The organism is Acidobacteriota bacterium, from assembly GCA_039030395.1.
Lineage (GTDB): Bacteria > Acidobacteriota > Thermoanaerobaculia > Multivoradales > JBCCEF01 > JBCCEF01.
This window is the reverse complement of the sequence record JBCCEF010000001.1, coordinates 401,597-421,793: the sequence shown is the minus strand read 5'-3', so window position 1 is coordinate 421,793 and position 20,197 is coordinate 401,597. Positions and strand designations below refer to the sequence as shown.

The window sequence follows — 20,197 nt, the reverse complement described above, 5'->3', positions numbered from 1 at the left end:
CATGGCTAAATCGATTCTTCTTTCCCTCTTGTTGCTGGTGGCTGCAGTCCCGGTAGGCGCGGCCGATGGACCGGCTGAGCCCAAGCTTGTGGCGGTCAAATTCCATGCCGATTGGTGCGGTAGCTGCAAGAAGATGGGACCACTGTTCGAGGATCTGAGCAACAAGTACGACGGCAAGTCGGTGCTCTTTGTAACCCTCGATCTGACCAATGGCACCACCCGCGCCCAGGCGGAGTTTTTGGCCGCGGCCCTTGGATTTGGGGACGCCTATGCGGCGCACCCCGGTACCGGTTTTGTTCTGCTGCTCGACGGCGCGACCCGCAAGCCGCTGGTCAAGCTGACAGCAGATCAGTCGATCAAGGAGATGGGTGCCGAGCTGCTGCGCCAGCTCGAGGCGAGCTAGCCACGATTCCGTAATCTGCGGCAACGCTCTGACCGTGTTGGACACAGGGGAACACGCACGATGAACGACCAGGATTTGTTGCAGCGAGGCTACCGCTATGCACTTTCCCTGTGTGGAGAGCCTGCTGAGGCGGAAGACCTCGTGCAGCAAGCCTGGCTGCAGATCTACCAGCGGTACGGCAAAGGTCGTCGTCTGGCGGCGTTGTTCCCGACCCTGCGCCACCTGTTCATCGATCGCTATCGCCGCGACCGGGTGGTTGAGTTCGTGCCCCTCGAGGAGGCTGTCGAGGAACCGGAATCCTTCGCGGTGCCGGTTCTGGCGCGGGTCGACCTCGAACGCCATCTCGCGAGCCTGCGAGGGGCCGAACGGGAGGCCCTCTTCCTGCAGGTGGTTGAAGGCTGGACGGCGGCTGAGATTGCGACTCTGACGGAGCAGAGTCGGGGGACTGTGCTCAGCTTGTTGTTCCGCGCCCGTCGCAAGCTGTCAGCGGCTGCCGATTCACCGATGCGAGGGGAGGCGCGATGAAGGAGCGGCAGTCGATAGACCATCAGGTGCGCCGCTATTACCGCGTCCAGAAGCTCGACGACGAGCGACTCGCTGCCATGGTAAGGGGCGGCCGAAGTCGGCGCCGCCGTCGCGTTCTCCGGTTGGCCGCAGCCGCCGCGGTGACCGCTGTGGTCACCAGTCTGCTGTGGTGGTTCCCGGGGATTGACCGGGCGGATGCGGTGGCCGCCGAAGTGCTCCTCAACCACCAGAAGAATCTCGCCTCGGACTTCGAGGCGACCACCTGGGCGGCTCTCGATCAAGGCCTCGACCGGCTGCCCTTTACCCTCGAAGGTCCGCGGGCACCGGGGAACCGTCTGGCCGGATTCGGACTCCTCGGGGGGCGCTATTGCTCCATTCAGGCGCAGCTCGCGGCACAGGTGAAGCTGGTCGATGGGCGTGGGAAGCGGGCCACTCTGTACGTCACGGAGCGCTCCGAGACTCTCGACCCGCTCGCTGGCCAACGCCGTCCGCGCGAAGGAACGGTGATCGAGTTTTGGGTCCAGGAAGATCTCTTCTTCGCCCTCGCCATCGACACTGCCGAGGAGTTACCGGCCTTCTAGAGTCTTGGCCCAGCGCTCGGCGAGGGCTTCGGCTTCGGCTGTTTTGTCCGCTGCCGCGAGGGTCTCCTGGGCTTGCCGGTAGAGGGCTTCGGCGCCGGGCATCTGATCCCTTGCGGCGAGACCCACCGCTAACGAACCTGCTGCTACGGCCGTTTGCCAAGCGCCTTTTGGTAGGCCGTTTTCTCGCAACTCGTAGGCTTCCCGCAGCAGCGGCTCGGCGTCTTCAGAGTTCCCTTGCTCCAGCGCGACTTCCCCCAGGCGCAGAAGAGGATAGGAGGTCTGCCAGTGGCCTGCGGGCAGGATTCGCCGGCGGATTTCGAGGGCTTGCTCGAAGAAGTCAGTGGCTCCCGCCCAGTCCCTTTGTTCGGCTCGCAGGTCGCCCAGGTTGTTGAGAAAGACCGGCCCATAGGGATGGTCCGGGCCGAGGGTGCGGCGGCTGAAGGCCAGGGCTTCGCGGAACAGGGTTTCAGCTTCCTCGAGGCGGCCTTGGGCTTGGCGGACCGAAGCGAGATTGTTGAGGCTGCCGGCGAGGGCCGGGTGGTCGGGGCCGAGGACTCGGGGCTGCCGGTCGAGGACCGTTTCGAGAGCCTCCGCCGCCGCATCGAGTTCGCCGTGGTTCCAGTAGACGACCCCTAGGTTCGAGAGGGTGTCGATGGTCACCGGGTGGTCTTCGCCGAGCACCCGTTCGCGGATCGTCCAGGCCTGGAGGAGCAGGTCTTCGGCGGCGGCGAGGTCGCCCTGGTCGCGGCGGATGGCGGCGAGGTTGTTGAGGCTCTCGGGCAGGTCTGGGTGGTCTTCTCCGAGCACCCGGCGGCGCAGGGCGAGGGCTTCCGTCAACAGCGGCGCGGCGGTTTCGAGGTCGCCCCGGCGATAGTGCAGGGCGCCTAGATCATTGAGCGTTTCGGCGACCTTGGGATGCTCTTCGCCGAGCACCTCGCGGCGTAGCACGAGGGCTTCTTCGAATAGCGGAACGGCTTGATCGAAGGCCCCCGTTTGGTCGTAGAGCACCGCCAGCTCGTTGAGGCTTGTGGCGAGGTCCGCGGGGTCCGTGTCCGGCACCTCTCGTCGCAGGGTCAGCGCCTCTTGGAGCTGAACTTCGGACTCCGCGTAAAGGCCGAGGTTGCGGTAGACCCGGCCCATCACCGCGGCGAGGTCCGCCCGCTGGGCGGGGAGGGCCTGCAGTTCGCGGCCTACCCGTTCGGCGCCCTGGTCGAGGATTTGGCGGGCGGAAATATCTTTTCCCTGAGCAACTTCCGGGTCCGAGACCTTGAACAGCCCCTCAAGAAAGTCCTGCATGCGCACCGCTTGGGCGCGCTGGCGCTCGGCTTCCGCCAGGTTGGCCCGGGCGACCCGCGCTTGCCAGGTTGTGGCGGCGATGCCCGCGACCAACGCTAGGAAGATCAGCCCCGCGGCCAAGACTCCGGCCTTGTGGCGTCCGATGAACTTGGTGGCGCGATAGGCCAGGGTGTCCGGCCGGGCGCTGACCGGCTGGGAGGTGAGGTGGCGCTCGATGTCCCGGGAGAACTGCTCGACGGATCCGTAGCGTCGCGCCGGCTCCTTGCGCAGCGCCATGCCGACGATGTTGTCGAGATCGCCGGCCAGGTGTCGGGCCAGGCGCTCCGGCGGCTCCGGTGGGGTGATCGCCTTCGGATCTTCCAGCGAGGCTTCCGCTTGCCGCACGGCGACACTCGGCTTGGGAACCTCGTCGCGGCACACGATCTCTTCGACCACCTGCGGCCGCCGGCTGGTCAGAAGGTAGGGCGGTTTGCCGGTGATCATGCGGTAGAGCAGAACCCCGAGGGAGTAGATGTCCGTCGCCGTGGTGAGCGTTTCGCCGCGCACCTGTTCCGGGCTGGCGTACTCCGGCGTGAGCAGCCGCAGGCCGGGATGGGTGGGCGCGAAGGTACGGGTGGTGGCGGATTCCGGGTCGAGCAGCTTGGCGATGCCGAAGTCGAGGAGCTTGGGGGTGCCGTCCTCCGTGACCAGCAGGTTGCTGGGCTTCAAGTCGCGGTGGATCACCAGGTTCTGATGGGCGTAGGCGACCGCTCCGGCGACGGTGCGGAAAAGCTCTAGCCGGGCTTTGAGGGGCAGCTTCTTGCGTTCGCAGTAGTGGTCGATGTGCTCGCCGGCGACGTACTCCATGGCGAGGTAGGGCAGCCCGTCTTCGGTGGTGCCACCGTCGAGCAGGCGGGCGATATTGGGGTGGTTCAGGTTGGCGAGGATCTGCCGCTCGCGGCGTAGCCGGCGCAGGATGTCTTGAGTGTCCAGGCCGCGGCGCACCAGCTTGATGGCGACCTGCATGCGGTATTGGTCGTCGGCCCGTTCCGCCAGGAAGACGGTGGAGAGGCCGCCCCGCCCGATCTCTTGCAGGATGCGGTACGGGCCGATGGCTGCTCGCACCTCCTGTTCTTCGTTCCGGGCCTCTTCGAGGGCGCCGCGGATCACCCGGTGGATGCCTTCGTCCGTCGGTTCGTCGTGGGCGAGGAGCGACTGGACTTCGGAGCGGAGTTCGGTGTCGCCACCGCAGGCGGTTTCGATGTAAGCCGCACGCTCGGCCTTGGGCAGTTCCGAGGCGGCGAGAAAGATCTCTTCGACGCGCTGCCAGCGTTCGCGCTCCGGCGTTCTCTCCGGCGGCTTCACGGGTTCCTCAGGCAGGATGCATCTCCCTCGATAGCCACGCCTTGGCGACCTTCAGGTCGCGTTCGACGGTGGCGTGGGAAATGTCCAGATAGGTCGCCGTTTCGTCGATGGTCATGCCGCCGAAGAAGCGCAGCTCGACTACCTGGGCCTTGCGCGGATCGAGATCCGCCAGAGCGCGCAGCGCGTCGTCAAGGGCTTCGACGCTGGGGGGCGGCTGGCTCGGGAGGTCGATCTCGGCGAGGGTGACCGGTTGCCCGCCACCGCCGCGCTTGGCCGCCGAGCGGCGGCGGGAGTAGTCCACCAGGACCCGCCGCATGAGGGTGGCGGCGACGGCGTAGAAGTGGAGTCGGTCCTGCCACTGGATCTCGGCATCGAGCAGGCGGATGTACGCTTCGTGGACTAAGGCCGTCGTTTGCAGCACCTGGTTCGAGCGCTCGTTGCGCATGTAGCGATGGGCCAGCCGCCGGAGTTCCTCGTAGACGATCGGAGTCAGCTCGTCGAGGGCTTCGTGGCTACCGTGGCGCCACTCGATCAGCAGCTCCGTGACTCCGCTATTCGGTCCTTCCGACATTTCGGTAAAAGGAACTCTTCAAAGGGTTTGTGTAGCCAAGGACTATAACAGCCGGATGTCCTGTGGGGCGACACGGCGGTGCCGGTCGTCGATTGTCGAGCAGGTGCTTTGGATGGCCTCAAAACACCTCGACCCCGAGCGCAACGCTCGGGGTCGAAGGGATGAGGTCAGTCGTGGTGTAGAAACTCGCTGGGCGGCGGGGGATCCGGCGCCGGGGCCGGGGGCGCGACGTTGCCATTGACCTCCTTGTCGCTGGCGACGCGCGGCGGCGCCTCGTTGCCCCGTTCCACGCCGGGCGGACGTCGCCCGCGGCGGCGTGAGCGTCGACGCCGCGGCCGGCGGTTCTCCTGGCCGGCATCGCTGACGTTGCTCCCTTGAGCCTTGGAGGGCTGGCCGTTGGCCGCCGGGTCGCCGCCGGCCGGCGGGTCGTTGCCGTGCGCCATCCCGCCCTCCTTCGCCGAGGTGGCGGCCAGGGGCTGCTGTGGCCCGCTGGAGTCGGCACTGCGGCGGCGACGTCGCCCGCGGGAGCGGCTGCGCCGGGGCGGCTTGGAGTCGCTAGCCGGGCCGTCGTTGCCCTGGCCGTCGCGTCCTGGCCCCTGATTTTCCTGCACGGCGTCCTGGTCCTGGGTTTCGGTCTTCGCCCCGGAAGCCCGCCGGCGCCCGCGCCCCCGGCTCCGCTTGGCGGTCGGCTCGGCGGCGGCCTGGTTGCCGTCGGCGTCGGCCGCCTTTCGCCGCCGCCGCGGTTTGGCGGCCTTGTCCTGCGCTGTCTCGCCGTTGTCAGCCTTCGGGCTGCGGCGGCGTCCACGGCTCCGCTTTGGAGACGGTTTCGAGTCCGCATCGCTGGCCCGCGGGGCCTGCGACGGACGTGGATCCACCGGCGCAGAGGCGTCGCGCTGCATCCACTCGACCTCCTGCTCGTGGCGATGCAGATGGGTGGCGGCGATCACCTCGATGCGGATTGCGAATTCGCGCTCGAGGTCGGTGATCTGGTGGCGGCGACCGTTCTGGAAGGCGTCCGCCAGCTCCGGGTGGAGGGAGATGACCACCCGCTTGAGGGGGCCGGAAGCGGCCCGCGCCTCGATCCGGCGCAGCAGGTTGAGACCGACCATCTCCGGGCTGGCAATGCGGCCGGTGCCGTCGCAGGTCGGGCAAGTGCGGTGGGTGCGCATGTCGAGGGCCTGGTGGATGCGCTGGCGGTTGATCTCCAGTAGGCCGTTACGGCTGATTCGGCCCAGGCTGACCCGCGCCTTGTCCGCCTTCATCTCGTCGCGCAGGGCCTTCTCCACCTTGCGCTGATTGCGCGAGGCGCGCATGTCGATGAAGTCGACCACCAGCAGGCCGCCGATATCCCGCAGGCGGAGCTGCCGGGCGACCTCGGCGGCGGCCTCCAAGTTGGTGTGGAGGGCCGTCTCTTCCTGGGTCGCCGCCCGGGTGGAGCGCCCGGAGTTGACGTCGATGGCGGTCAGTGCCTCGGTGCGATCGATGACGATCGAGCCGCCGCTCGGCAGGTCGACCTTGCGGTCGTAGATGCGGTCGATCTGGCGTTCGAGCTTGTAGCCGGAAAACAGCGGCGCGCGCTCTTTGTAGCGAATCAGCTTGGTTCGGCTGCGCGGCATGAAGGCCTTCATGTAGCTGCTGGCCTTGTCGTATACCGCGTCGTCGTCCACCAGCACTTCCTGGATGCTGCTGTCGAGGTAGTCCCGCAGCGCCTGCACCACGATGTCCTGGTCGCTGTAAAGCAGCTTGGCCTGGCGGTTGCGCTGGCCGCCGGCCCGGGCATCGGAGCGAATGCGCTTCCATAGCCGCGCCAGGGCGGAGAAGTCCCGGTTGAGGGCGGTCTTGTTTTGTTCCAGCGCGTTGGTGCGCACGATCACCCCACAGCCGGCGGGGATGTCGAGTTTGGCGACCTGCTGTTTGAGGGCTTTGCGGGTGTCTTCGTCTTCGACCTTGCGGGAGATGCCGCGGGTTTCGTCGAACGGTGTGAGCACCAGGTAGCGCCCGGCCAGGCTGAGATTGGTGGTCAGCGCGCCGCCTTTTTGTCCTTCCGGCTCGCGGGTGACCTGAACGACGATGGGCTTGCCGCGTTCGAGCACTTCGTCGATGCGCGGCCGTCCCTTGCCGTTGGGTTTTCGGTAATAGGCTTCGGGGACGACGTCCTGGATGGCCAGGAACCCGTGTCGTTCTTCACCGTAGTCGATGAAGGCGGCGTTCAGGCTCGGCTGGATGCTGGCGATGACGCCTCGATAGATGTTTCCGCGGGTCAATCCGCGCTCGGCGACCTGCACCTGGTAGTTCTCCAGGGCCTCGTCGCTGACGATAGCGATGCGCAGTTCTTCCGGCTTCTGCGCATTGATGAGCATTCTTCGGGTCACAAAATGTCTCCGTCTCGGTACGACCGTTCACCGGGCTTCTTCAGAACGAACTGCGGAAAACCGTACTGCCCCAAAAAGTCGTTTTCTGGCCGTTTCCCGACCGTGTTCTGGCGCCTCGGGTGATGTGTGGGAGCGGGCGGTCGCGATTCTGGACCGCCTAGGGGGATCCGGGCGGTTTCATGGGTCATCGGCGGCGCGTAGGCGCTCTGCCGGTCCGCTCGGGACGCTAGTATACCACGCCGTGAGGTCTCACCGACATGATCGCGACGCCGGCGGCTCGCCGGCCGTTCTGGAGCGAAAAGCCGCCCTCCGCCAGCGGATCTGGCGCCGGCTCGATGTCGCCGGGATCCGCCGCTTCCCCAATCCCGAAAACCGCATCCCGAATTTCGTTGGTGCCGAGCAAGCGGCCGAGCGACTGCGCGATACGGCCCCTTGGCAGCGCGCGGCCACCCTCAAGGCGAATCCCGACTCCCCGCAATGGCCGGTGCGCCAGCGGGCTCTGGAGGACGGCAAGGTGCTGTTCATGGCGGTGCCGCGCTTGGCCGAGGAGAATCCGTTCTTCCTGCTCGATCCGGAAGATCTCGCGGATACGCCGCGGCGGGCGTCGTCCATCAAGGGGGCGAGCGCTTCGGCCCGCACGGTGCCCTTGGCGGAGATGTCGCCGGTGGATCTGGTGGTCACCGGCTGCGTGGCGGTGGAGGAGAGCGGGGCGCGCCTGGGCAAGGGGGGCGGTTTCTCCGACCTTGAATTCGCCCTGGCCTCCGCCGCCGGGCTGATCGGTCCCCGGACGATGATCGCCACGACCGTGCACGAAAAGCAGGTTCTTCCGACCGGCGAGATTCCGATGACCGATCACGATGTGCCGCTCGACTGGATCGTCACGCCGGAGCGAACGATCGAGTGTCGACCGGGCGCCCTTCGACGACCGCGGGGAATTCGCTGGCAGGAGCTGACGGAGGAGAAAATCGCCTCGATTCCGCTGCTCACCCGCCTCCGGCGGCGGTAGTGCTTCGGGAAGTATGTCCGCGAGTGCGTTATAATATAGATGAAATGGAATGTATAAATTAACCTTCGAGCCCGCCGAGGGGTCGAAGCCGGTTGTGAGGCGGAGTCCGAACTTCTTCCCCTTCGGCGGGCACGAAGACTTCCTCGGCGTCGGCGATGGGGCTTCGCCGGTGCCGATGGCCCGGCGCGCATCACGCCGAGCCTCATTCTGAGGGGAGTCCAGAACCGATGTCGCTCCCTTTACAGGGATGGTTGCCGCGATCTCCGTTTTCGAGACACCGATCGAGAATCTTTTTTCGATGGCGCTATGGGTCCATTGGGGGACGGAGGGTTGGAGGTAGACTTTCCGTATGTCCCGGCGCGAACTCCACTGGCGGTTTCTCGGCTCCGTTTCCTATGGCGACGCGGTGGAGCAGCAGCATGAAGTGCGCGCTGCGGTGAAGGCCGGCAGCGGGCCGGAGCGACTGTTGCTGCTGGAACATCCGCACGTCTACACCCTGGGGCGCAACGCCGAAGAAAAGGACGTCCTGCTGGCGCCGGAGGCCCTCGCCGCCTGCGGTATCGAGCTGTGGGAATCGAATCGCGGCGGTCAGGTGACCTACCACGGCCCGGGGCAGTTGATGGGCTATCCGATCCTCAATTTGAGTCCTGATCGGCGGGACGTTCGGCGCTACGTGCGGGATCTTCAGGAGGTGCTGGTCACCACCCTGGCGGAGTTCGGGGTGACCGGCGAAGTCCGCGACGGTCAGGATTTCGTCGGCGTGTGGGCGGGCGGCGGCAAGATCGCTTCCATCGGCGTGCATCTGAGTCGCTGGATCACCACCCACGGCTTCGCCCTGAATGTCGCGCCGGATCTGTCGTTTTTTTCCGGCATCGTGCCCTGTGGGCTCGAGGGAGTACGGATGACCTCGATCGAATCCCTCACCGGCGAAGCGCCGCCGCTGGCCCTCGTAGCCGAGACCTGCGCCCACCATCTGGCGGCGCGCTTTGATCGACGATTGGTGGCGGCTTCGGAGGCAGCGTAGGTCAGGTGCCTCGGTCCGGCAGCACGAAGGTTTGACGGGCGAGAGGGGCGGCCAGGGTTTCCGGACGGTAGTAGCGCTCGAGAACCTTCACGCCCTCGCTCACCAGGTCGCCGTTGCGGCGCAGGAAGGCCGGAAAGTCGGCCGATTCTTCCTCGTCGGCTGTCTTTTCCACCTGCATCCGCTGATGGATCAGCGCGACGAAGGCCCAGGTGATGGTTTCATGGTAGTGCTCCGCGTGGCCTGCCGCCCGAGCGAACTCCCGCAGCCCGGAAGTCAGTTGGTCGAGCACCTGCAGGAGGGAGCCTTCCTTCAGCAACAGCCAGGTGAGGCGGAGATGATCGCGATGATGGAAGCTGCCCGGCTCGATCGTTCCGTCGCCAAACGCATCCAGCAATTGCCGATCGGTCATCGCCGAGGACGTCACGGCTCGCTCTCCCGCAGACGATGGCTCGCGGTGGCGTCGAGGTCCAGGCCGTAGACCTCCTTCAACTGCCGGATCTTGCGCAGGGTGCCCTGTTCGAAGGGGGTCTTGCCGTCGAAGGCGTGCAGCACGATGCCTTCGAGCAAGTCCCCCAGGGTCATATCCAAGGCTTCGGCCAGGCCCTTGAGGACCTTGAGAAGTCGCTTCTCCAGGCGGACGCCGGTCTGGACTCGCTCGACAACGTGGCGGGTGGGGTGGGACTTCTTGGGATTTTTCTCACTCACGGCTCTATTGTACCAAGGTACATAGATACCATCAAGTCGCTTGCGGGGTCGGTCGTGGGCGACCTCTCGGTAAGATCTCGCCGATGAGTGAGCGACAGGAGCAGGAGAGATGACCCGGGCGACCTTCGACATCGGCCTCAATGCAGTGATCGCGGCGGTGACCGAAGAGGAGCCGCGGGTGCTGCTGGTGCGTTCCCCGGGCTCGGGATCGGAAAAGGAACCGCACCCCGGGCCGGCTCTCCCGGTGGGCCTGCTCGATCCGCTGAAGGATCGCACTCTGGAACTGGCCCTGCGGCGGCGCGTTCGGGAGCAAACGGGTTTGGCCTTGGGCTATGTGGAACAGCTCTACACCTTTGGCGACCGGGATCGCGATCCGGGAGTAATCGAGGAAGGATTGCGGGCGTTGTCCGTCGCCTATCTCGCGCTGGTGCGGGAAGCGGTGCCTTCTGGCGAGCGGGAAGCCGGCTGGCTGGGAATCTACGACTTCTTCCCTTGGGAAGACTGGCGCGGCGGGCGTCCGTCGGTGCTCGACCGGCGGTTGCTGCCGGCCCTCGAAGGCTGGGTGGATGCGGCGCCTGTCGGCAACGCCCGCGGCGAACGGCGGGAGCGGGCGGACATCACCTTTGGACTGGGCGGCGTCGCGTGGAACGGTGAACGGGTGCTCGAGCGCTACGAGCTGCTCTACGAGGCGGGGCTGGTCTCCGAAGCCGTGCGCGATCGCGGGACGGCTCCGGTCGATGGCAGCGGCCGCTCGATGGCGCTAGACCACCGGCGCATTCTGGCGACCGCCCTCGGCCGCCTGCGCGGCAAGCTGCGCTACCGGCCGGTGGTGTTCGAGCTGCTGTCCGAGACCTTCACCCTATTGCGCCTGCAGCGGGTGGTGGAGGCCCTGGCCGGCGTGCGGTTGCACAAGCAGAATTTTCGGCGTCTGGTGGAAACCGCTGGCTTGGTGGAGGGCACCGGAGAACTCGACACGCAAACCGGCGGCCGCCCGGCGGAGCGTTTCCGCTTCCGCCGGGAAGTGCTGCGCGAACGTCCGGCACCGGGGGTTGGGCTACCGGCCAGCCGGTAGAAGAGGGTCGCTAGGTCTTGCGCTCATCCGGGTCCGGTGCCGCAGTGCCGTCTAATGGGCGTTCGTCGAGCGTTGCCGAAGGTGCCTGCGGCAGTAGATCCTCCGCCAGAACCCGTCGAGGGGGCTCTGCCGGTGCGGGATCCGAGGGCTGCCCTGTCACCGGAATCAGCGGCATGGTCTCGGTTTCGCCCTCCTCGTTGACCTCCGCCGTCTTTTTCTTCTTCTGCTTTTTGGCACACCAGTGGGGTTCGCCGATCGCTTGGTAGTAGGCGATTTCGGATCCCCACAGGCCCACCCGCAGGTACGCCCGGAAGAGCAGCAGGAGTTGCTGAACGATCAGCATGCCGAAGATGGCGCCCATCGAGGCCGGAATCCAGGCGTCGCGTAGGGCCATCGAGCCGACGAAGACCGCCAGCGCCAGCAGGGCGAAGACCAGGTACAGCGGAAATAGCGCCAGCGGATTGCGCAGGACGTGGGCGAGGGCGCGGAAGAAGCCCTTGAAGGTGCTGCCCTCGTGATGCGCCGCCGCCGCCACTCGGCTGAGGTCGTAGGCCAGCTTGAGCGGAATGAACAGCAGGAATCCGACGAGGAGGGTGACAATCCAGCCGGTGAGCTGGAAACCGCCGTCGCGGATGTCGGCACCGTGCTCCGTCAACCTACCCATCAACGCCGCCAGCAGTGCGACGAGAACGCCCACGGCGAGGAGAAACCAGAAGGCGCTTCGGAAGAAGCGCCAGAAGTGGCGGCCCATGCCCAGGAAGAAGGGGCGCTGGTCGCGCGGGGTGCGGCCGAGGAGCACTTCGACGATGCCTGCGGACACCAGGATCTGCAGCAGCAGCACGAGGAGGAAACGGGTGCCGATGGCGCCCTGGATCGGCTGCAGATCGCTCGCCGGCGAGCTGGTGAAGTCGATCCACACTCCCATGCCGTTGTGGGCGTACTGGCTCTGGGCGAAAAGACTGCGATCCAGGCTCTCGCCCAGGTCAGCGGCGAACAGCGACGACAGGAGCAGGGCAGGCACCAGCGACGCCAGCCAGGCGATGATCACCAGGCCCTTGGACCGGTGGGTGCGGTGGAATCCGTGACGGATCGCGGTGAGAAATTTCATCGTCGCCTCCCTAGGCCAGCACCGAGGCGGTCTGGAAGAGATTCTGGAGCCAATAGAGAATCGAAGCGAAGAACGAGGTCGCCGGTGCCGAGTCGGGCTCGCGGCTGCGGCCGTTGTTCAAGCGGTTGACGTCGAGGGCGAGGACCTGGTCCGGGTCCACCTCGGCGCTTTCGATCTTCGAGCGGTCGGTGAAGGTGAAACGCGCCCAGCGGCGATCACCGTCCCACTCGCGGCGCTCGACGCGCCCTCCCTCGAAACGGAACTCGACGGTCACCGGGTGGATGAACTCACCCCAACGGTAGACCACCACCGTGGAGCGGTAGAGGGCGTGGTCGTCTTCTTCGGAGACGGACTCCCCGTCGTCGCCCATCCCCAGTTCCGTGCGCTCACCGTCGCGCCAGAAGAAGCCCGCTCTATCGCTCACTCGGGCGACCTCGAGCGAGCGGATGCCGTAGTCCAGAGGACGGCTCGAGTGGAGTGCCTGGGACAGAACCCAGTCGAGGTCCTGGCCGCTCGACTCTTCGAGGGCCCGCTCGAAGTCGGCGGTGGTGGGGTGTTGGAACTGGTAGGTCTGGAAGAAATAGCGCATCGCCCGGTGGAAGGTCTCTTCTCCCATCACCCCCGACAGGTGACGCAGGGTCACCGCCGGCCGCGGATAGCTATTGCGCCCGTAGCGGCCGCGGTTCATGTAGCGCCAGGCCGGAGCGGCCATGATGTCGCTGAAGTCGCCGCCGGCGACGGAGGAGTGGTTCATCTCGAAGGCCGAGGCCCGGAACACGCCGGGGAGGTGGGCGTTCCAGGGGTACTCGTCTTCCATCACTTCCATTTCGTAGTAGGAGTTGATGCCCTCGTCGATCCACGCCTCTTCGAATTCGTTGTTGGCGATCATCCCCTGGAAGTACTGATGGCCGAACTCGTGGACGGTGACCAGCTCCGGCGCCAGGATGCCGCGGAAGGGCGCCACGTTGAGGATGGGATGGGTGCCCAGGGTGATGAAGGTGGGGTACTCCATGCCACCGGAGCCCCCGGCACCGGCTGCCGGATCGACCAGCGTCAGGGTGTCGTAGGGATAGGCGCCGAGGCGGATGCCGTAGCCGCGGATGCCGGCTTTGGCGGATTCGATGTAGCGATCCGCCTGGGTCAGGTTCTCCGGGTGGATGAAGAGCTCGATATCGACCGGGGTGAGCGCCAACTCGCTCTCCGGCAGGCCGAGAATGTCGCTCCACTCGGCGAGCATTGCCGCCGGCACGTCGGCCGCCGGATCGAAGCGGGCTTCGACCACTTCGTAGAGCGGGTCGGCGGTCCAGGCGAAGTCGTGCACTCCGCGCTGCACGTAGCGCTCGGTGACTTTGCCATCGGCGACGTCGGCGCTCTGCCGGCGGCCCGTCGCGCCGATCTTGCCGGCGTAGCGCTCCGGCAAGGTGAGGGTGACGTCCCAATCTCCGAAGTCAGCGTAGAACTCACTGTTGAGATGAAACTGGTGGGCGTTCCAGCCGGGCATCTTGCGGCCGCGGTCGCCGGTGTCTTCGAATACCGCGATCTTCGGAAACCACTGGCCGGCCAGCACATATTCGCCGTGCATGCCGGTGCGGGCGAAGATGTCCGGTAGGCGGCTCAGGAAGTCGATCTCCAGGCGAATCTGAGCCCCCGGCGCCAGCGGCTCCGGCAGCGGGTAGCGCACCACCGTGCGGTCGTAGACGTTGCCGTCGTCCGGCGCCAAGAACTCCTGGCCGGGCAGCAGGTCGACTCCGTCGGCGGTGATCGCGAGCACTTCGCAGAAGCCGAACTCCTGGTCGTCGAACTCCGAGCTGCGGTGCCGCCCGCCGGACTCGATCATGAAGGTCGATCGGTTGTTGGCGAAGGCGTTCAGGTAGAGGTGAAACTGCAGGTCCGTCAACGGCACGCTCGCCCGGTTGGTCCACACCAACGACTTGCTGCCGCGAACCTCGCGCGAGTCCGGGTCGAGTTCGGCTTCCATCACCACCGTGTAGACCGGCTCCGGTAGGGTCTGGGCGGCGCCCGGCGTCGCGAGGATCGCCATCGAGACCATCAGGGACAGCGAGAGGGTGGATAGGATCAGGTGTTGACGCCACGGTTGGGTACTTGCCACGGGAATTCTCCAGGGAGTGAACGCGTAGCTACGTCTCAGATGGATCTCGAAATTGACAGGAGTAGCACGCCGATTATACTGCCGGAAGAGAGCATGTACGAAGGACACCAGCCACATTCGCCCCCTCTACTACGCGCCTTCGGGTGGGTTGTTTCGCTGCTCGTCGCCGGTACTCTGGCGGCGCAGGAGGCTCCGAACGATTCGCCTGCCGAACCGGTGGCAACGCCGCCGGCCATCGCCGAGGTGCTCCATATCCGGTTCGACTCGGCGGTGCATCCGGTGTCGGCGGAATTCGTCGAGGACGCCGTGGCCGAAGCGGACCGCGTCCGCGCCCAGCTTCTGGTGATCGAGCTGGCGACCCCCGGCGGCCTTTTGACCTCCACACGCGACATCACCACGGCGGTCCTCAATGCCGACACACCGGTGGCGATCTATGTCTCGCCCGCCGGTTCCCAGGCGGCTTCCGCCGGCTTTTTCATGTTGATGTCCGCGGATATCGCGGCGATGGCGCCGGGCACCAACACCGGGGCGGCGCACCCGGTGGCGGGTGGCGGCGAGGACATCGAAGGCGATTTGGGGGACAAGGCCGAGGAGGACGCCGCGGCCACCATCCGCTCCTTGGCGGAGCGCCACGGCCGCAACGTCGAAGCCGCCGAAGCGGCGGTGCTCGAGAGCACGTCGTTTTCGGCGGACGAGGCCCTGGCGGAGAACCTAATCGACCTGATCGCTCCCAGTCTGCCGGCACTCCTGGATGAGATCGATGGTCGGGAAGTCGAAAAGAACGACCGCCAGTTCACCCTAGCGACCGCCGCGGCACCGGTGCGTGAGGTGACGATGAGCCCGATGCGCCGCGCCCTCTCGGTACTGGCCGATCCAAACATCGCTTCGATTCTGATGACCCTGGGCTTTCTGGGGCTGTACTTCGAGTTGATGAACCCCGGTTCGATCTTCCCCGGCGTGGTCGGTGCCCTGTGCTTGATCCTGGCGTTCTTCGGCCTGTCGGTGTTGCCCTTCAATGCCGCCGGCCTGGCGCTGATCGTTCTGGCGGTGATCTTGTTTGTCGCCGAGGTCAAAGTGGTGAGCTTCGGCATGTTGACCGTCGCCGGGGTGATCTCCCTGGTTCTAGGCTTCATGATGCTTTTCAAGGACGCCGGCCCGGCCCTTCAGGTGAGCACCGAGGTGCTGGTGGCGGTGGCGGTCACCGCCCTCGCAATCGTCGGCTTTCTGATGCTGCTGGTGATCCGCACCCACCGGCAGCCGCCGCGCACTGGCCGCGAAGGCCTGGTCGGTGCCAGCGGCAGGGTGCTGGCACCGCTGGCGCCGCGGGGCTGTGCGGCGGCCGGCAAGGTCTTCGTGCAGGGTGAGATCTGGGATGCCGTGTGGGATGGTGCGCCGGCCGCGGCGGCATCTGCTCGGGGACCTTTGGCTGAGGACGAACCGATCGAAGTAGTCGGAGTGGAGGGCATGCTGCTGCACGTCCGACCGCTGCGGTATACATCTTCTGAAACGACTACGGGCACCGCCCGGGAGGACTCATGATCGCTCCAATCGCATTCGCCGTTGTCATTGCCCTGGTGCTGATCTCACGCTGGGTCCACATCCTGAATGAGTACGAGCGCGCCGTGGTCTTCCGCTTGGGTCGTTTGCTCCAGGACGTCAAGGGGCCCGGCGTGGTGTTTATCTTCTGGCCCTTCGACCGGCTGATCCGCATCTCCCAACGGGTGATGGTGCACGACGTACCGCCGCAGGACATCATCACCCGCGACAATGTTTCGGTGAAGGTCAATGCCGTCGTGTATTTCCGCGTGATCGATCCGAACAAGGCGGTCAACGAGGTGGAGAACTACCTGTTCGCCACCAGCCAGCTCGCCCAGACCACCCTGCGCTCGGTGCTCGGCCAGGCGGAACTCGACGAGCTGCTGTCGGAGCGCGATCGCCTCAACACCAAGCTGCAGGAGATCATCGACTCCCAGACGGACCCCTGGGGCATCAAGGTGTCGATGGTCGAGGTCAAGCACGTCGACCTGCCGCACGAGATGCAGCGGGCGATGGCGCGCCAGGCGGAGGCGGAGCGCGAGAAGCGGGCCAAGATCATCCACGCCCAGGGTGAGTTGATGGCCTCCGAGCAGCTCGCCGAGGCGGCGGAGAAGATCTCGCAGAACCCGACCACCCTCCAGCTTCGTTATCTCCAGACCCTGTCGGAGATCTCGTCGGAGCAGAACTCCACCATCATTTTCCCGATCCCCATCGAGATGCTGCGGGCGCTGTCGGCCTTCGGCGATTCGTCCGCCGAGCGGTAGCGGCGGAATGGCACCGCACTGCTGGTAAGATTCGGTCCGGAGGTCCGCCGACGTGAGCCAATCCCCCGAGCCCAGCTACTACGAGATCGCCCTCACCAACCGCCAGGTGGTGGTGGCCTTTGTCATCCTGTTGGCGTGCCTGGTGTCCGCCTTCCTGTCGGGTATCTGGTTGGGCCGCGGCGGTGAGGTTCGTGCCGCTGCCGGCGCTGCCGACGACACCGTGACCATGGCGACCCTCGACGTGGAAAGCGACGGCCCAGCGGCGGACGCCCCGGACCGTCTCAGTTTCTTCGACCGGGACGAGACGGAGAACGTGGCCGCCGGCGCGACGCCCCCGGACCGCAACACCACCTTGCAGGAAGATCTGAACGCGCCGGCCCCCCGGCGTCCGGCGCCCGCGCCCCGCCAGGCGGAGCCCGAACCGCAACAGGCTCCGCCGCCGCGGCAGACGCCGCCGCCGGCCGCTCAGCAACCTGCGCCTCGGCCGGCCACCTCTCAGCCGGCCGCCGCGCCTCCGCGGCAAGCGCCGGCGCCGGCCGGCAACCTCCACATCCAGGTGTTCTCTTCCGCCGACCAGGCCCAGGCTCAGAAAGTGGTGGACCGGCTGGTGCGCGGCGGCCGCGGCGCCTTCCTGTCGCCGGTGGAGGTGGACGGCCAGGTGATGTACCGCGTGCGCATCGGCCCCTACGCGGACCGCGCCACGGCGACCCAGGTGGCCGATCAGGTGCGTCGCGACTACCGCCTAGACACCTGGATCACTCAGTAGCAGGCTGCTGAAAAACGCTTCGCTGATGTTTTCAGCAGGCCTGCTACTGTTTGTTTTCAGGGGGCTGGCGCCCCCTCACTCGAAAAGGCAGGCCTTTTCGACTTCACCCCATCTTCGGCAGCTTCGCTGCCGCCTCGTCGGGGGCGCCCAGTCCTTTTCGGGCTCGGTCGTAGGCGGGTAGTGTGATGCGTTTCGGTTCCTTCCCGGCCGCCTGCCGAAGCTAGCTATGGCATCTCGCTCTTTTTTTTCGGGATTTCCGGTACGGGCACTGCTGGCCTTCGCCGCTGGTGGCCTTTGGGGTCTGACCTTCGGCCGACTGCCGCTGCCTTGGCTAGCGGGGGTCGCCCTCGTTCCGCTGGTGCTCTTGATGCACGGCCGCCGCTCCGCCTGGTTGGGTTGGATCCACGGTCTCGGTTGCTGGTTCGCAGCGCTGCCGTGGATCGTGCCCACTCTGATCACCTTCGGCGGCATCTCGCGCCCCCTGGCGATTCCCTTGCTCGGCCTGCTGGCGGCCTACCTCGCCCTCTACACGGCGGCCTTTGCGGGCTTCGGTGCGGTCATCCTGCGCCGGGCGCCGCGGTCCCTGGCGCTATTTGCTTTGCCGGCCCTGTGGGTAGCCTTGGAGTGGATCCGCACTTTTCTCGGTAGCGGCTTTCCGTGGAACCTGGCGGCCTACGCCTGGACGGACTGGCCCGGCACCTTGCCGATTTCCGCCTGGATCGGCGCCTACGGCGTGTCGTTTCTGTTGGTGATGACCAATGTCGCCATCGCCCTGGTCTGGCTGGGCTGGCTGCAGACGAGGGCGTCCGGCCACGAATTCGTACCGAGGAAGACACTGGTGTTCCTCCTCGTTCCGCTGGTAGTGGAGTTGCTGCTGAGCGTCGCGTACTGGAGCGCACCGAAGAGTGGTGGCGGTGGCGAAGAGGCTCCTTCCGTCGTCCTGGTGCAGCCGAACATCCCCAACTACCTGGAGCCGGACTTCGAAGTGATCGAGCAGGATTATCGAGGCCTGTTGGCGATGACCGAAGAAGTCTGCGCGCCGGAAACCCTGGTGATCTGGCCGGAAAGCGCCGGTTGGCCCCACATCTACGCCGAGAGCCGGCGCCTGCGGCAGGATCTCGCAGCGCTGAGGGCGCGGGGCGGTTGTTCGCTGATCATCAACTCGCTCCATCCGACCGGCGAGTCGTACTTCAATTCCGCACTTCTCCTGACTCCCGGCGGCGCGCCTCCGGCGCGCTACGACAAGCGCCACCTGGTGCCTTTCGGCGAGTATGTGCCGTGGTCGGGAGTGTTCTCTTTTCTCGATTCCCTGGCCCGCAATGCCGGTGCTCTGGAGGCGGCCAGGGAGGTGCGCCTGCTGCCCTGGAGCGGGGAACGGCTGGGAATGGCGATCTGCTTTGAGGTGGTGTTTCCGGGGGAGGTGGCGAAGCTGGTCCAAGCTGGCGCGACCTCGCTGGTGACGGTGACCAACGATGCCTGGTACGGCGACACGGCGGCGCCCTGGCAGCACCTGCGGGCGGCGCGCTTCCGGGCCGCCGAGACCCGCCGGCCGATGCTGCGGGCGGCGATCACCGGGGTATCGGCGGTGATCGCGGCGGACGGCGGCGTCGCGAGCTCTCTGGGAGTGGGAGAGCGGGGTTTCCTGCACACTCGGCTGAGCGGCCGGAGCGAGCGCACCCTCTATGTGCGCGCGCCGTGGGCCGTCCCCGCCGCCTGCTGCCTGTTGGCGCTCGTTGCGCTATTCTCGAAGTCACGGGCCGCTTCAAAGCCCTAGCGCCTAGCGGCGGCCCAACACAGCAAGAACATTCAGGTTTCTCCCTCCGGGGAGAGCCCTCAATCTTCCGTTTCCCGGAGTCGAGAATGAGTCTAGAGATACAGCAGAGAATCGAAGAGCTTTCCGAACGGCTGGTCAGTGTCCGGGGGTATCTTTGAAGCGCCGGACTTCGAGGATCAGCTAGCGGAGATCGACCGCGAAATGGAAAATCCCGACTTCTGGGACGATCCTGCGAAGAGTGCGCCTCTTCTGCGCCAGCGCAAGGCCCTGGAACGGCGGCTGGCGACGCTCGAAAAACTGCGCTCCGATGGCGCCGACCTCGCCGCCTGGAGCGAACTGCTGGCCGAGGGCGAAGCGGATCCGGAACTCGAGCGTTTTCTCGGCCGCCTGGACCACGATCTGCATCGCCTCGATCTCCAGCTCAAGCTCTCCGGCGAGGACGACGACAAGAGCGCCATCATCGAGATCCATCCCGGCGCCGGTGGCGTGGACGCCGCCGACTGGGCCGAGATGCTGCTCCGCATGTACGTGCGGTGGGCTGAGAAGAACGACTTCCAGGCGGATCTGCTCGACCGCCAGGACGCCGAGGAAGCGGGGATCAAGAGCGCCACCCTCGCCATCCGCGGGGAGAACGCCGCCGGCTTTCTGCGCGGCGAGAAAGGGGTCCACCGGTTGGTGCGAATCAGTCCCTTCGATCAGCAGGCGCGGCGTCAGACGTCCTTCGCCTCGGTGGACGTCTATCCGGAGGTGGACGACGAGGTGGAGATCGAAGTGGTCGACAAGGATCTGCGGGTGGATACCTTCCGCGCTTCCGGTGCCGGCGGTCAGCACGTCAACAAGACCGACTCGGCGGTGCGGATCACCCATCTGCCGACGGGCATCGTGGTCTCCTGTCAGAATGAGCGCAGCCAACTGAAGAACCGTGCCACGGCGATGAAACTGTTGCGCGCCCGGCTCTACGACCTCGAGATGCAGAAGCGCGACGAGGAGAAAGCCGAGCGCGAAGGGCAGAAGCTCGATATCGACTTCGGCAGCCAGATCCGCAGCTACGTTCTACAGCCGTACCAGATGGTCAAGGACCATCGCACCCACTTCGAGACCGGCGACGCCGACGGCGTGATCGACGGCGCCATCGACCCCTTCCTGGAGTCCTACCTGTCGCACCAGATGGCGGAACGCGAAGGATCCGCCTCGTAGCCTGCCCTTCTCACCAGCCACCTACTGCGAGGCCGTATGTCAC

At 66.2% G+C, this 20,197-nt stretch carries 18 protein-coding genes; 11 read left to right on the top strand and 7 right to left on the bottom strand.

The genetic code is table 11. From position 1 onward, the window contains the following. Window position 1: 1 nt before the first annotated feature. The 3 genes from AAF481_01590 to AAF481_01580 are packed head-to-tail and all read left to right on the top strand — an operon-like array spanning window position 2 to window position 1,509. On the top strand, window positions 2-403 hold the full coding sequence (locus AAF481_01590; GenBank protein MEM7479840.1) for a thioredoxin family protein: 402 nt from the start codon (window positions 2-4) through the stop codon (window positions 401-403). A gap of 60 nt (window positions 404-463) precedes the next feature. Then, a complete protein-coding gene (locus tag AAF481_01585; GenBank protein ID MEM7479839.1) occupies window positions 464-928 on the top strand; it encodes an RNA polymerase sigma factor in 465 nt (154 codons plus the stop codon). Beyond that, a complete protein-coding gene (locus AAF481_01580) occupies window positions 925-1,509 on the top strand; it encodes a hypothetical protein (GenBank protein MEM7479838.1) in 585 nt (194 codons plus the stop codon). Before AAF481_01585 ends, AAF481_01580 begins: the two co-directional genes overlap by 4 nt. On the opposite strand, the gene AAF481_01575 is transcribed toward AAF481_01580, so the two are convergent. From AAF481_01575 to AAF481_01565, 3 genes are all read right to left on the bottom strand, one after another. Continuing rightward, window positions 1,495-4,149, bottom strand: coding sequence for a serine/threonine-protein kinase (locus AAF481_01575; protein MEM7479837.1), 2,655 nt, complete (start codon window positions 4,147-4,149; stop codon window positions 1,495-1,497). The genes AAF481_01580 and AAF481_01575 overlap by 15 nt on opposite strands. A 7-nt stretch (window positions 4,150-4,156) precedes the next feature. Next, window positions 4,157-4,720: a sigma-70 family RNA polymerase sigma factor gene (locus AAF481_01570; protein ID MEM7479836.1), complete on the bottom strand. Its 564-nt coding sequence runs from the start codon at window positions 4,718-4,720 to the stop codon at window positions 4,157-4,159. A 167-nt stretch (window positions 4,721-4,887) separates the two neighbouring features. Then, a complete protein-coding gene (locus tag AAF481_01565; protein ID MEM7479835.1) occupies window positions 4,888-7,092 on the bottom strand; it encodes an Rne/Rng family ribonuclease in 2,205 nt (734 codons plus the stop codon). Window positions 7,093-7,333: 241 nt separating this feature from the next. Between AAF481_01565 and AAF481_01560 the strand changes: the two genes are divergently transcribed. After that, the gene (locus AAF481_01560; GenBank protein MEM7479834.1) at window positions 7,334-8,098 is read left to right on the top strand and encodes a 5-formyltetrahydrofolate cyclo-ligase; all 765 of its coding nucleotides are present in this window, start codon (window positions 7,334-7,336) and stop codon (window positions 8,096-8,098) included. 349 nt (window positions 8,099-8,447) lie between these two features. Continuing rightward, window positions 8,448-9,122, top strand: coding sequence for a lipoyl(octanoyl) transferase LipB (lipB, locus tag AAF481_01555; GenBank protein MEM7479833.1), 675 nt, complete (start codon window positions 8,448-8,450; stop codon window positions 9,120-9,122). 1 nt (window position 9,123) lies between these two features. Here the strand turns inward: lipB and AAF481_01550 are convergent, their stop codons facing one another. Both AAF481_01550 and AAF481_01545 read right to left on the bottom strand, forming a co-directional pair. After that, the gene (locus AAF481_01550) at window positions 9,124-9,546 is read right to left on the bottom strand and encodes a hypothetical protein (GenBank protein ID MEM7479832.1); all 423 of its coding nucleotides are present in this window, start codon (window positions 9,544-9,546) and stop codon (window positions 9,124-9,126) included. Next, a complete protein-coding gene (locus AAF481_01545) occupies window positions 9,543-9,827 on the bottom strand; it encodes a hypothetical protein (protein ID MEM7479831.1) in 285 nt (94 codons plus the stop codon). Before AAF481_01545 ends, AAF481_01550 begins: the two co-directional genes overlap by 4 nt. Window positions 9,828-9,936: 109 nt before the next feature. Between AAF481_01545 and AAF481_01540 the strand changes: the two genes are divergently transcribed. Continuing rightward, the gene (locus AAF481_01540; GenBank protein MEM7479830.1) at window positions 9,937-10,899 is read left to right on the top strand and encodes an NUDIX domain-containing protein; all 963 of its coding nucleotides are present in this window, start codon (window positions 9,937-9,939) and stop codon (window positions 10,897-10,899) included. Window positions 10,900-10,909: 10 nt separating this feature from the next. Here AAF481_01540 and AAF481_01535 read toward each other — a convergent pair whose 3' ends face one another. Continuing rightward, window positions 10,910-12,007, bottom strand: coding sequence for a hypothetical protein (locus AAF481_01535; protein ID MEM7479829.1), 1,098 nt, complete (start codon window positions 12,005-12,007; stop codon window positions 10,910-10,912). Between the two features lie 10 nt (window positions 12,008-12,017). Further along, complete coding sequence (locus AAF481_01530) at window positions 12,018-14,117, bottom strand: M1 family metallopeptidase (GenBank protein ID MEM7479828.1); 2,100 nt, start codon at window positions 14,115-14,117, stop codon at window positions 12,018-12,020. Between the two features lie 93 nt (window positions 14,118-14,210). Between AAF481_01530 and AAF481_01525 the strand changes: the two genes are divergently transcribed. The 5 genes from AAF481_01525 (at window position 14,211) to prfB (ending at window position 20,154) form a co-directional block, all read left to right on the top strand. Next, window positions 14,211-15,656, top strand: a complete 1,446-nt coding sequence (locus tag AAF481_01525) for a nodulation protein NfeD (GenBank protein ID MEM7479827.1) — start codon at window positions 14,211-14,213, stop codon at window positions 15,654-15,656. Next, the gene (locus AAF481_01520; protein MEM7479826.1) at window positions 15,653-16,417 is read left to right on the top strand and encodes a slipin family protein; all 765 of its coding nucleotides are present in this window, start codon (window positions 15,653-15,655) and stop codon (window positions 16,415-16,417) included. The genes AAF481_01525 and AAF481_01520 overlap by 4 nt, the downstream gene beginning before the upstream one ends. A 52-nt stretch (window positions 16,418-16,469) precedes the next feature. After that, window positions 16,470-17,183 carry an SPOR domain-containing protein gene (locus tag AAF481_01515; protein ID MEM7479825.1) on the top strand — a complete coding sequence of 238 codons (714 nt, stop codon included), beginning with the start codon at window positions 16,470-16,472 and terminating at the stop codon, window positions 17,181-17,183. 226 nt (window positions 17,184-17,409) lie between these two features. Next, entirely contained in the window at window positions 17,410-18,957 is a 1,548-nt protein-coding gene (gene lnt / locus AAF481_01510) for an apolipoprotein N-acyltransferase (GenBank protein ID MEM7479824.1), read from the top strand. Window positions 18,958-19,043: 86 nt separating this feature from the next. Beyond that, window positions 19,044-20,154, top strand: a protein-coding gene (prfB, locus tag AAF481_01505) for a peptide chain release factor 2 (GenBank protein MEM7479823.1) whose coding sequence is annotated in 2 segments (ribosomal slippage) — window positions 19,044-19,112 and window positions 19,114-20,154 — 1,110 coding nt in all. Because the reading frame shifts where the segments join, the coding sequence is not laid out codon by codon here. Window positions 20,155-20,197 lie beyond the last annotated feature (43 nt).

Bases quoted from the DNA above. Each gene is read 5' to 3' on its own strand.
- AAF481_01590 (MEM7479840.1), top strand. From the start codon at position 2: ATGGCTAAATCGATTCTTCTTTCCCTCTTGTTGCTGGTGGCTGCAGTC.
- AAF481_01585 (MEM7479839.1), top strand. From the start codon at position 464: ATGAACGACCAGGATTTGTTGCAGCGAGGCTACCGCTATGCACTTTCC.
- AAF481_01580 (MEM7479838.1), top strand. From the start codon at position 925: ATGAAGGAGCGGCAGTCGATAGACCATCAGGTGCGCCGCTATTACCGC.
- AAF481_01570 (MEM7479836.1), bottom strand. From the start codon at position 4,720: ATGTCGGAAGGACCGAATAGCGGAGTCACGGAGCTGCTGATCGAGTGG.
- lipB (MEM7479833.1), top strand. From the start codon at position 8,448: ATGTCCCGGCGCGAACTCCACTGGCGGTTTCTCGGCTCCGTTTCCTAT.
- AAF481_01540 (MEM7479830.1), top strand. From the start codon at position 9,937: ATGACCCGGGCGACCTTCGACATCGGCCTCAATGCAGTGATCGCGGCG.
- AAF481_01535 (MEM7479829.1), bottom strand. From the start codon at position 12,007: ATGAAATTTCTCACCGCGATCCGTCACGGATTCCACCGCACCCACCGG.
- AAF481_01525 (MEM7479827.1), top strand. From the start codon at position 14,211: ATGTACGAAGGACACCAGCCACATTCGCCCCCTCTACTACGCGCCTTC.
- AAF481_01520 (MEM7479826.1), top strand. From the start codon at position 15,653: ATGATCGCTCCAATCGCATTCGCCGTTGTCATTGCCCTGGTGCTGATC.
- lnt (MEM7479824.1), top strand. From the start codon at position 17,410: ATGGCATCTCGCTCTTTTTTTTCGGGATTTCCGGTACGGGCACTGCTG.